Raw genomic sequence first — 10,759 nt, forward strand, 5'->3', positions numbered from 1 at the left:
CAATTCAGAGCGTGCAGGAAACGCAGCCCTGAACCTGCGTGCCTTCCAGCGCCATCTGGCGCAAACGGATGTAGTAGATGGTCTTGATGCCCTTCTTCCAGGCGTAGATCTGCGCCCGGTTGATATCGCGCGTCGTTGCCGTATCGCGGAAGAACAGCGTCAGCGACAGGCCCTGATCGACATGCTGGGTCGCGGCTGCATAGGTGTCTATGATCTTTTCCGGGCCGATTTCATAGGCGTCCTGATAATATTCGAGATTGTCGTTCGAGAGATAGGAAGCCGGGTAATAAACGCGGCCGATCTTGCCCTCTTTGCGGATTTCGATCTTCGAGACGATCGGATGAATGGAGGAAGTGGAGTGGTTGATATAGGAGATCGAACCGGTGGGCGGTACGGCCTGAAGGTTCTGGTTATAGAGACCTGACGCCATGACGTCCTGCTTCAAAGCCTTCCAGTCCTCCTGCGTCGGAATGGCGATACCGGCTTTTTCGAACAGCTCACGGACCTTTTCCGTCGCAGGCAACCATTCCCGGTCGGTATATTTGTCGAAATATTCACCCGAGGCATATTTGGAGTTCTCAAAGCCCTTGAAGCTCTGGCCCCTTTCCACCGCCAGCCGGTTGCTGGCGCGGATGGCGTGATAGGTGACGGTGTAGAAATAGATATTGGTGAAATCGACGCCTTCTTCGGAGCCGTAGAAGATGCGTTCGCGCGCCAGATAGCCGTGCAGGTTCATCTGGCCTAGCCCGATGGCGTGGCTGGCATCATTGCCCTTTTCCACCGAAGGAACGGAGGAAATATGGCTCATATCCGACACCGCCGTCAGCGCACGGATGGAGGTCTCGATGGTCTTGCCGAAATCGGCCGAATCCATCGCCGAGGCGATGTTCAGCGAGCCGAGATTGCAGGAGATATCCTTGCCCATATGGCTATAGGAAAGATCGGCATTAAATTCGCTTGCCTCGCTGACCTGCAGGATTTCCGAGCAGAGATTGCTCATGCTGATGCGGCCGGCAACCGGATTGGCGCGGTTCACCGTATCTTCAAACATGATGTAGGGGTAACCGCTCTCGAACTGGATTTCGGCGATCACCTGGAAGAATTCGCGCGCCTTGATCTTCTTCTTGCGGATGCGGCTATCGGCGACCATTTCCTGGTATTTTTCGGTGACCGAAATCTCGGTCAACGGCACGCCATAGACCCGCTCCACATCATAGGGCGAAAACAGATACATATCCTCGTTGTTGCGGGCGAGTTCGAAGGTGATGTCGGGGATCACCACGCCGAGTGACAGGGTCTTGATGCGGATTTTCTCGTCGGCATTTTCGCGCTTGGTGTCGAGGAAGCGCATGATATCCGGATGGTGAGCATGCAGATAGACCGCGCCGGCACCCTGACGCGCACCAAGCTGGTTGGCGTAGGAAAAACTGTCTTCCAGCAGCTTCATGACGGGAATAACGCCGGACGACTGGTTTTCGATCTGTTTGATCGGCGCGCCGAATTCGCGAATATTGGTCAAGGACAGCGCCACGCCGCCGCCGCGCTTGGAAAGCTGCAGGGCCGAATTGATGGAGCGGCCGATGCTTTCCATATTGTCTTCCACACGCAGCAGAAAACATGAAACCAGCTCACCGCGGCTCTTCTTGCCGGCGTTGAGGAATGTCGGCGTTGCCGGCTGGAAGCGGCCTGAAATGATTTCATCGACCAGATTGCGCGCAAGCTGCTCATCACCGCGCGCAAGGGCCAGCGCCACCATGCAGACGCGATCCTCGTAACGCTCCAGATAACGTTTTCCGTCGAAGGTCTTCAGCGTGTAGGAGGTGTAATATTTGAAGGCGCCGAGAAAGGTCGGAAAGCGGAATTTCCGGGCATAGGCCTCGTCATAGAGGTCGCGGACGAAATTGAAGGAATACTGGTCCAGCACCTCCTGCTCGTAATATCCCTCCGTCACCAGATAATCTAGCTTTTCCCGAAGGTTATGGAAAAACACGGTGTTCTGGTTGACGTGCTGGAGGAAATATTGCCGGGCGGCAAGGCGATCCTTGTCGAGCTGGATCTTTCCGTTCTCATCGTAAAGGTTCAGCATCGCGTTCAGCGCGTGGTAGTCCAGAGCCGCATCGAGCGGTTTCTGGGTTGCTGTTGCCGGCTGTTTGGCGTCCTTGCGCATGGCGCTTGAGGTCAGCGTGTCCAAAATCGTTCCAATCCATGTTTGACGTTGGCGACATCTTCCTCCGTGCCAAGAAGCTCGAAGCGATAGAGAAACGGCACGGCGCATTTGCGCGAGACGATATCTCCGGCGGATGCGAAAGCTGCGCCAAAATTCGTGTTTCCCGCCGCGATAACGCCGCGAATGAGGTTTCGGTTGGAGGGCTCGTTCAAGAACCGGATGACCGGTTTCGGCACGGCCCCTTTGGTGCCCCCCCCCCCATAGGTGGGTGTGACCAGCACATAGGGCTCCGACACATGCGGTACGTCGTCCTCCGCGCCGAGCGGCAGGCGAAACAGACGCCGTCCCAGTTTCAGAAGGAAACGATGGGTGTTTTCAGAGCGGCTGGAATAATAGACGATCAGGCCCATCGCCCCTCCACCTCAGCTGATCGAGCCGATCATATCCGGCCGGAAACCCGCCCAATGGCGCTCACCGGCGACGACCACGGGCACCTGCATATAGCCGAGGCCACGGACATGATCGAGCGCATCCGCATCTTCGGAAATATCGATGATCTCATAGGAGACACCGATGCGGTCGAGGGCGCGGTAAGTGGCAGTGCACTGGACGCAGGCGGGCTTGCTGTAAACGGTGACGGTCATAATTTCCTCTCTCGAAGCCGGTTTCGGACACGGCTCAACATTGCCGATTGCAATCGCAATCGGGCGGCGATGGATCTGTCATTAAGGTGGGCGTGCGCGGCTCTAGCCGCGTAAAATCGCTCTCTACGCCGACGAGCGCAGCAACTCAAACAAATGCACTGGCATGACTTCACCCCGAAGCTTGTTCTGGAGGGGGCAGAAAAGGGCGCACGCAAATCATTTGCGTCATACACCTTCCTCCGGACACCCCGCCCGTGGACGTTTGCGCTCAAGGCAGGTCTCCTGACTTGCGGGTCACAACATCTATTCCGGCCTTCCCGAAGCTTTCGGCTCCAGTGACCCAAATCGGAACGATGCTCACCGCTTACAGTTGCGGGGGCAGTTTCGGCCTTGCTCCACCATGATGGCGTTACGCACCGAATTCCCGTCTTAGCTCCCAACCCTTGCGAATCGGAAGAACCTCGAACACCACATATAGTATATGAGGAAATTTTCGCGTCAATGAATAGACACACAAAAGCCCCACCCTGTGGATCAAAAAGATTCAACACATGGTCAACAAAGGCTTAACGGCACGAGCGCGCCGACGCTCAAACAGAAAATGCGTTAGTCTATTCCCAGATGTCGATATGAATATCGGCGGGACGGGCGTTTTCGATCACCCTTTTTCCGTTCGGAAGATCGTTTTCGAAAAGTTTGGCGTGGATCGCAGCCTCGTCGAGACCATAGCCCTGCCACCTTTTCCGTAGCCTCTCCTCAAGCACGTCGACGGACGGCCCTACAAAAACGGTGAGGTCGAAGCTTTTGGAAAGAGTTGTCCACGGCGCCTCGTCCAGCAGCAGATAATTGCCTTCAGCAAGGATAAAGCGTGTTTCCGGCGCAATCGCCCGGGCGGACGCTATGGCGATTTCACGGGAACGGTCGAAAACCGGAACAAGCACCTCCTGCCCGCCCCTGCGGACGGCGGAGACGATATCGAGGAAACCGCGCACGTCGAAGGTTTCGGGTGCGCCCTTTCGCGGCAGCAGCCCGCGCCCTTCAAGGATGCCATTGTCCATATGGAAGCCGTCCATGGGCAGCACGGCGGCCGTTTCGCCCCGTGCCAGCAAAGCATCACAAAGGGCATCCGCCAGCGTGGATTTGCCGGCCCCAGGGGGACCGGCAATAGCGACGATAAAACGGGATCTACCTTCTGCCCGCCGAAGAACGTCTTCGGCGATGGTTTCAAGCTTCAGCGTCATGCGGCAAGCGTTTCCTTCGGCGCTTCCTTGGCGCCGGTCATGAAGGCGACGGCGTCGGACATGGAGTAGTCCTTCGGATTGATAACGCACAGGCGCTTGCCGAGCCGGTGGATATGGATGCGATCCGCAACCTCGAAGACATGCGGCATGTTGTGCGAGATGAGGACGATCGGCAGGCCGCGCGAACGCACGTCCAGAATAAGCTCCAGAACACGCCGGCTTTCCTTCACGCCGAGTGCTGCCGTCGGCTCGTCGAGGATAACGACCTTGGAGCCGAAGGCGGCTGCACGCGCCACCGCCACACCCTGACGCTGACCCCCGGAGAGGGTTTCCACCGCCTGATTGATGTTCTGGATCGTCATCAGGCCGAGTTCCGACAGTTTCTCCCGGGCGAATTTTTCCATGGCCGGGCGGTCAAGGGCGCGGAAGAGGCTGCCCTGAATGCCGGGTTTACGGATTTCGCGGCCGAGAAACATATTGTCGGCTATGGAAAGCGCCGGCGACAACGCGAGGTTCTGATAGACCGTCTCTATGCCAGCCTTGCGCGCCTCTATCGGCGAGCGGAACTGCACGGGCTGGCCTTCCAGCCGGATTTCCCCTTCATCGGGTGTCACCGCACCGGAAATCGCCTTGATGAGAGAAGATTTGCCAGCGCCGTTATCGCCGATCACCGCCAGGATTTCGCCCGGATAGAGATCGAAATCGGCATGGTCGAGGGCGGTCACACGACCATAGCGCTTGACGAGATTGCGTGCTGTGAGAATGGGTTCTTTTGCCATCAGCCTGCTACCTTTCTGATCCACTGGTCGATTGCGACAGCCATGATGATGAGGACGCCGATCAACAGATAGGTCCATTGCGGGTCTGTTCCGATAAGCCTGAGGCCGAGCGAAAAGACGCCGACGATCAGGGCGCCGAAGATCATGCCCATGATGGAGCCACGTCCACCGAACAGCGAAAGGCCGCCGATAACCACCGCAGTGATGGATTCGATATTGGCGAATTGACCGGCTGTCGGCGAAACCGAGCCGATGCGGCCGATCAAGGCCCAGCCGGCGAAGGCGCAGATGAGACCCGACAGCGTGTAAACGGTGGTCAGCATGCGCTTGACGTTGACACCGGCAAGTTCGGCGGCATCCGGATCGTCACCGACAGCATAAAGATGGCGACCCCAGGCGGTGCGGTTCAGCACATACCAGAGCAGGGCGACGAGCAGGACCATTGCGATGACGCCATAGGTGAAGACCGCGCCGCCGACCCGGATATTGGCGCCGAAGAATTGCAGGATCGGCGCCTGCTGGGCGATATCCTGGGCGCGGATAGTTTCGTTTGCGGAATAGAGGAAGTTGGTCGCCAATACGATCTGCCACATGCCTAGCGTGACGATGAAGGGCGGCAGGCGCATGCGCGAGACCAGAATGCCGTTGATGAAGCCGCAAAATGCGCCGACGGCAAGGCCACAGAGAATGGAAAGTTCCGCCGGCAAGCCGTAACGGAAGGTGAACTGTCCCATGACAACGGAAGACAGGACCATAATCGCGCCGACCGACAGATCGATGCCCGCCGTCAGGATGACCAGCGACTGCGCCGCGCCGACAATACCGACGATGGCGACCTGCTGCAGAATAAGGGTCAGCGTGAAGGCCGAGAAAAACTTGCCGCCGAGAAGCAGGCCGAAAACAATCAGCGACAGCACCAGAACGATAAGCGGAACGGCCGCCGGGCTGGAGTGGAGAAAGTGCTGCAGTTTTTCCAGCACACTCTTGTCGTGCGTATCGAAAGCAGCGACCTGCGTCGAACTTCCCGAAAGCACTTTTTCAAATTCATTATGCGGCTGAGCCCGCACCGGCTGATCGCTCATGGATTTTCCTCCCGATCGCTCTATCGCACCAGCCCTGACACCGGGCCTATCTCCAAAGAGAATGATGCATAGATTTCAAAGTGTTGTGAAGCGGCCTATGCTATCCCCGCAGGACGCCTGACGCGCTCGTTTGTTCCTTTGTCCGATCCCCCGGATCGTGCCTGAATCATTCTCGTCCAAGGGCGGGGGCACGAATGCCCCCGCGGGTTTCAACGGCGAGGCATCAGCCCCAGCACTTGTTGAGACCTTCCTTCGTATCGATGGAGTCGAGGCCCTTGACCGGCTTGTCGGTTACCAGCGTCACGCCGGTATCGACGAAGTTCTTGCCTTCAGTCGGCTTCGGCTTTTCACCGGTGTCGGCAAACTTCTTGACGGCTTCCACGCCAAGCGCCGCCATCAGCAGCGGATATTGCTGCGAGGTCGCGCCGATCACGCCTTCCGCGACGTTCTTGACGCCCGGGCAACCGCCATCGACGGAAACGATCAGAACATCCTTTTCACGGCCGACCGCCTTCAACGCCTCATAAGCGCCGGCAGCCGCAGGTTCATTGATGGTATGGACGACGTTGATGGTCGGGTCCTTCTGCAGCAGATTTTCCATCGCCGCGCGGCCGCCTTCTTCGTTACCATTGGTGACATCATGGCCGACGATACGCGGATCGTTTTCATCGCCGATCTTGTTGATGTCCTTCACGTCAATGCCAAAGCCCTTCATGAAGCCCTGGTTGCGCAGCACATCCACCGTCGGCTGGGAGGGGGTAAGGTTAAGGAAGGCGATTTTCGCATCTTTTGCCTTGTCGCCGAGGCTGCCGGCAGCCCATTTGCCGATCAGCTCACCAGCCAGAAGATTGTCCGTGGCGAAGGTGGAATCGGCGGCATCGACGGGTTCCAGCGGCGTATCGAGCGCAATGACCAGAAGACCGGCATCACGCGCCTTCTGAACGGCCGGAACGATACCCTTGGTGTCCGATGCGGTGATCAGGATACCCTTGGCGCCATCGGCAATGCAGGTCTCGATGGCCGCTACCTGGCTTTCGGAATCGCCGTCGATCTTGCCGGCATAGGATTTCAGCGTCACGCCAAGTTCTTTAGCCTTGGCGGTCGCGCCTTCTTTCATCTTGACGAAAAAGGGATTGGTATCGGTTTTGGTGATGAGGCAAACCGAAGTATCGGCCGCTGACGCAACGGAAGCGAAAGAAACGCCAAGCGCAAGCGCGCCCAGAAGAGCGGAAACAGTGGTCTTCATGAGATCCTCCCAATGGATATTTGAGCACCGTGACGGTTACCCGACGATCCCGTCTCCTCCGAGATCGATGACCGTTGGCTCAGATGGAACCACCAAAGGAAACGCCTGTCAATAAATAAATCCGGTTGAATTATTAATTCCCTATGGCATTCTGATATGCGGCAGGGAGGAATATCGCCACGTCGTTTAACGTTGCGATAGCAAGATTGCCATAAAGCCTGCTGTATCGGTCACGGCGGATAGGGCGGGCGGGAGGATGACACTATGAGACAATCTGTCGAGACGGCGCCGCCGGCGTCGCCCACCACCATGGATATAAGCGGCGGCGCCAACCAGATCGGAGTGCGCGCTTATAATGAGCGGCTCGTGCTGTCTCTCGTTCGCCGTCACGGCGGACTGTCAAAAGCGGAGATATCAAGACTTTGCGGCCTTTCAGCGCAGACCGTCTCGGTCATCATGCGCTCGCTTGAAAAGGACGGGCTTCTCATTCGCGGTGAAAGACTGCGTGGCAAAGTCGGCCAGCCATCGACGCCGATGCGGCTTAATCCCGACGCCGTCTTTTCTTTCGGTGTGAAGATCGGCCGACGCAGCGTCGATCTCGTGCTGATGGATTTTGTCGGCCGGATCAGGCTCAAGCTGCGCAGAACCTACCCCTACCCTCTTCCGGAATGGATACTACCTTTCGTAATCGACGGCATAACGGAACTTGAATCGAAGCTTTCCCCTGCCGAGCGGGAGAAAATTGCCGGTGTCGGCATCGCCGCTCCATTCGAATTGTGGAACTGGGCGCAGGAAGTGGGCGCTCCACAGATCGAAATGGAGAGATGGCGGGGCGTCGATATCCGGTCGGAAATTGCCGAAAACGTCAGCTATCCGGTTTTTCTGCAGAACGACGCGACCAGCGCCTGCGGCGCCGAACTGGTTTTTGGCGCAGGCCAGCACTATCCGGATTTTCTTTACGTCTTCATCGGCTCCTTCATAGGCGGCGGCGTTGTTTTGAATTCGGCGCTATTTTCCGGAAAGACGGGAACGGCCGGCGCCATCGGCCCCCTGCCGGTGCAGGGGCAGGACGGCAATACCGTCCAGCTTCTGAAAATCGCGTCGATCTTCGTTCTGGAAAACATGCTGCGCGAAAAGGGCATCGATCCGCGCCCCCTGTGGTTTTCTCCGGACGAGTGGATCGATTTCGGCGAGCCGCTGGAAAGCTGGATCAGGAAAACCGCCGCGGCGCTGGCGCAGGCCGTCATTGCCGCCGCCTCCATCATCGATTTTTCGAGCGTCATCATCGATGGCGGTTTTCCCGACTGGGTCAGAACCAGAATCGTCGCCGCCACCCGCCTTGCCCTTAAACACCACGATCTGCAGGGTGTCACGGTGCCTGACATCATCGAAGGCGCGGTTGGTAGCCAGGCGCGGGCAATCGGCGGCGCGAGCCTGCCCCTGTTTTCGCGCTATCTCATCGATCAGAACGTTCTGTTCAAGGACACGACCGGCTGAGCCTTCGCAACGCTCTGCGGTTTTATTACTCGGCTATTAATTTGGATCTGCCGGTCATTCGCCAGCGGCGTGCTGCATGATCGCCGCCAGAAAGGCAGGTCCGTATCGCTCGAGCTTGGTATCTCCGACGCCGGGAATCCCAGCCATTTCCTGCGCCGAGGCCGGTTTTGCCGCCGCAAGTTCTATGAGGGTCTTGTCGTGGAAAATCACATAGGGCGGAACGTTCTGTGCCCGGGCAATTTCCATACGCTTCGCACGCAGCGCCTCAAAAAGACTGCGATCGGATTCCGGCAAGACCGTCGATGCCGTGTTGCGGGGCGTCTGCTGCCGTGCGGAACGGGGAGCGGATGGGATCCTCAGCATCAATGCCGGTTTTTCGCGCAGGAATCGCCGTCCATCCTCGGAGATGGAAAGGCCGCCATGTCCGGACAGATCCACTTCAATCATGCGTAACGCAACCAGCTGACGCAAAATGGCGCGCCATGTGCGGTTGTCATGCTCCTTGCCTATCCCGTAGGTGGTGATTTGATCATGTCCGAAGCGGCAAATCCGCTCGTCCTCGACACCCAGCAATACGCGGATGACATAGGCCTGGCCAAAACGTTCACCCGTGCGATAAATACAGGACAGAAGTTTCTGAGCGGCGATGGCCCCATCAAACAGGTCCGGCGGCTCGGCGCAGGTATCGCAATTGCCGCAGGGCTCACACCGGTCGCCGAAATAGGAGAGCAGAACCTGCCGGCGGCAACTCGTCGTTTCTGCGAGGCCAAGCAGCGCATCGAGCTTCTGGCGCTCCATATATTTGCGCTGATCCGCGGCATCAGATTCTTCGATGAAACGATTGCGCAGGGCAATATCTTCATAGCCATAGAGCATGAGCACGTCCGACGGCAGACCGTCGCGACCGGCTCGGCCCGTTTCCTGATAATAGGCCTCGATGCTGCCAGGCAGGTCGATATGAACCACGAAGCGCACATCCGGCTTGTCTATGCCCATGCCGAAAGCGACGGTCGCGACAATGATGACCGCTTCGCCGTGCTGGAAACGGGTCTGGTTCTCCTCGCGGGCAGCCTTGTCCATGCCAGCGTGATAGGGCAGCGCATCACGACCCTCCTCTCGCAGCCATGCGGCCGTTTCGTCCACTTTGCGTTTGGAAAGGCAATAGACGATACCGCTCTCACTGTCGCGATCCTTCAAAAAGCGCTTCAGCTGCGCGCGCGGATTATCCTTTTCCATGATCGCATAGCGGATATTGGGCCGGTCGAACCCGGCGATGAAGGCATCGTGCTCTTCAATCCCCAGGTGGCCGAGAATTTCGGCGCGCGTGGGCTCGTCGGCCGTCGCCGTCAGCGCCATGCGCGGCGTATCGGGAAAACGCTCGATCAGCGTGTCTAGCTGGCGGTAGGGCGGCCGGAAATCATGCCCCCATTGCGACAGGCAATGGGCCTCATCGACCGCGATCAGCGACAGGTCCATGGATTGCAGCGCATCGAGGACATCCGGCTTGAGCAGAGTTTCCGGCGCAGCATAAAGAATATCGACCTTGCCGGCCCGCATGTCCCGCCAAAGCGCGCGCCGCTCTTCCGGGGAAAGATCGGAATTAAGAGCTTCGGCCCGCACGCCGGCCTGACGCAGGGCTGCAACCTGATCGACCATCAGTGCGATGAGCGGCGAGACGATCAACCCCATGCCATTACGAGCAAGCGCCGGGATCTGGTAACAAAGCGACTTCCCACCGCCCGTCGGCATCAAAACGAAGGCATTGTTTCCCGCCACCACATGCCGAATGATATCGGCCTGCCTTCCACGAAACGCATCGTATCCATAGACGGTCTTGAGGATATGCAAGGGATCAGCGGTCACGGCATTTTTTATCCGAAATGGAATGATGGCGCATCATCACCGTTTTCTGATCGATGGCAATGGCGAAGATGGCTTTGTTCATGGAAGGAGATTGTGGGATTGGCTTTGTGATCAGCGGCCTAGTTTCTCCCTGACGGCACAATTTCATAAGTCCAGAAACACAAAAAACCCCGTCGCGGGTGCAACGGGGTTTTGTTTTGATATTGGTTGCGGGGGCAGGATTTGAACCTGCGGCCTTCA

The 10,759-nt window shown here is 57.8% G+C and carries 10 protein-coding genes and 1 riboswitch; of the genes, 1 reads left to right on the top strand and 9 read right to left on the bottom strand.

Features of this window, described 5'->3' with window-relative positions; all coding sequences use genetic code 11:
• Nucleotides 1-4: 4 nt before the first annotated feature.
• From nrdE to ACQZ40_RS24255, 7 genes are all read right to left on the bottom strand, one after another.
• Nucleotides 5-2,191 carry a class 1b ribonucleoside-diphosphate reductase subunit alpha gene (gene nrdE / locus ACQZ40_RS24225; protein WP_448748797.1) on the bottom strand — a complete coding sequence of 729 codons (2,187 nt, stop codon included), beginning with the start codon at nucleotides 2,189-2,191 and terminating at the stop codon, nucleotides 5-7.
• The gene (gene nrdI / locus ACQZ40_RS24230) at nucleotides 2,179-2,577 is read right to left on the bottom strand and encodes a class Ib ribonucleoside-diphosphate reductase assembly flavoprotein NrdI (protein WP_003507140.1); all 399 of its coding nucleotides are present in this window, start codon (nucleotides 2,575-2,577) and stop codon (nucleotides 2,179-2,181) included. Before nrdI ends, nrdE begins: the two co-directional genes overlap by 13 nt.
• A gap of 12 nt (nucleotides 2,578-2,589) precedes the next feature.
• Entirely contained in the window at nucleotides 2,590-2,811 is a 222-nt protein-coding gene (gene nrdH, locus ACQZ40_RS24235; RefSeq protein ID WP_003492911.1) for a glutaredoxin-like protein NrdH, read from the bottom strand.
• A gap of 255 nt (nucleotides 2,812-3,066) precedes the next feature.
• A riboswitch (cobalamin riboswitch) is annotated at nucleotides 3,067-3,290 on the bottom strand.
• Nucleotides 3,291-3,422: 132 nt separating this feature from the next.
• Entirely contained in the window at nucleotides 3,423-4,052 is a 630-nt protein-coding gene (locus ACQZ40_RS24240; protein ID WP_271044753.1) for a nucleoside triphosphate hydrolase, read from the bottom strand.
• Nucleotides 4,049-4,831 carry an ATP-binding cassette domain-containing protein gene (locus ACQZ40_RS24245; protein ID WP_003524281.1) on the bottom strand — a complete coding sequence of 261 codons (783 nt, stop codon included), beginning with the start codon at nucleotides 4,829-4,831 and terminating at the stop codon, nucleotides 4,049-4,051. The genes ACQZ40_RS24240 and ACQZ40_RS24245 overlap by 4 nt, the downstream gene beginning before the upstream one ends.
• A complete protein-coding gene (locus ACQZ40_RS24250; RefSeq protein WP_065656365.1) occupies nucleotides 4,831-5,913 on the bottom strand; it encodes an ABC transporter permease in 1,083 nt (360 codons plus the stop codon). Before ACQZ40_RS24250 ends, ACQZ40_RS24245 begins: the two co-directional genes overlap by 1 nt.
• Nucleotides 5,914-6,136: 223 nt before the next feature.
• The gene (locus ACQZ40_RS24255; RefSeq protein WP_003524279.1) at nucleotides 6,137-7,159 is read right to left on the bottom strand and encodes a sugar ABC transporter substrate-binding protein; all 1,023 of its coding nucleotides are present in this window, start codon (nucleotides 7,157-7,159) and stop codon (nucleotides 6,137-6,139) included.
• Between the two features lie 264 nt (nucleotides 7,160-7,423).
• Between ACQZ40_RS24255 and ACQZ40_RS24260 the strand changes: the two genes are divergently transcribed.
• Complete coding sequence (locus ACQZ40_RS24260; protein ID WP_065656364.1) at nucleotides 7,424-8,656, top strand: ROK family transcriptional regulator; 1,233 nt, start codon at nucleotides 7,424-7,426, stop codon at nucleotides 8,654-8,656.
• A 54-nt stretch (nucleotides 8,657-8,710) separates the two neighbouring features.
• Here the strand turns inward: ACQZ40_RS24260 and recQ are convergent, their stop codons facing one another.
• Complete coding sequence (gene recQ, locus ACQZ40_RS24265) at nucleotides 8,711-10,519, bottom strand: DNA helicase RecQ (protein ID WP_448748798.1); 1,809 nt, start codon at nucleotides 10,517-10,519, stop codon at nucleotides 8,711-8,713.
• Nucleotides 10,509-10,759: hypothetical protein (locus tag ACQZ40_RS24270; RefSeq protein ID WP_448748799.1), on the bottom strand; the 251-nt coding region annotated here is incomplete at its 5' end. The genes recQ and ACQZ40_RS24270, both read right to left, overlap by 11 nt.

The organism is Agrobacterium sp. 16-172Ci, from assembly GCF_053522725.1.

Excerpts from the sequence above, each read along its gene's own strand:
- ACQZ40_RS24240 (WP_271044753.1), bottom strand. The coding sequence starts at position 4,052 with ATGACGCTGAAGCTTGAAACCATCGCCGAAGACGTTCTTCGGCGGGCA.
- nrdI (WP_003507140.1), bottom strand. The coding sequence starts at position 2,577 with ATGGGCCTGATCGTCTATTATTCCAGCCGCTCTGAAAACACCCATCGT.
- ACQZ40_RS24250 (WP_065656365.1), bottom strand. The coding sequence starts at position 5,913 with ATGAGCGATCAGCCGGTGCGGGCTCAGCCGCATAATGAATTTGAAAAA.
- ACQZ40_RS24255 (WP_003524279.1), bottom strand. The coding sequence starts at position 7,159 with ATGAAGACCACTGTTTCCGCTCTTCTGGGCGCGCTTGCGCTTGGCGTT.
- nrdH (WP_003492911.1), bottom strand. The coding sequence starts at position 2,811 with ATGACCGTCACCGTTTACAGCAAGCCCGCCTGCGTCCAGTGCACTGCC.
- ACQZ40_RS24260 (WP_065656364.1), top strand. The coding sequence starts at position 7,424 with ATGAGACAATCTGTCGAGACGGCGCCGCCGGCGTCGCCCACCACCATG.
- ACQZ40_RS24245 (WP_003524281.1), bottom strand. The coding sequence starts at position 4,831 with ATGGCAAAAGAACCCATTCTCACAGCACGCAATCTCGTCAAGCGCTAT.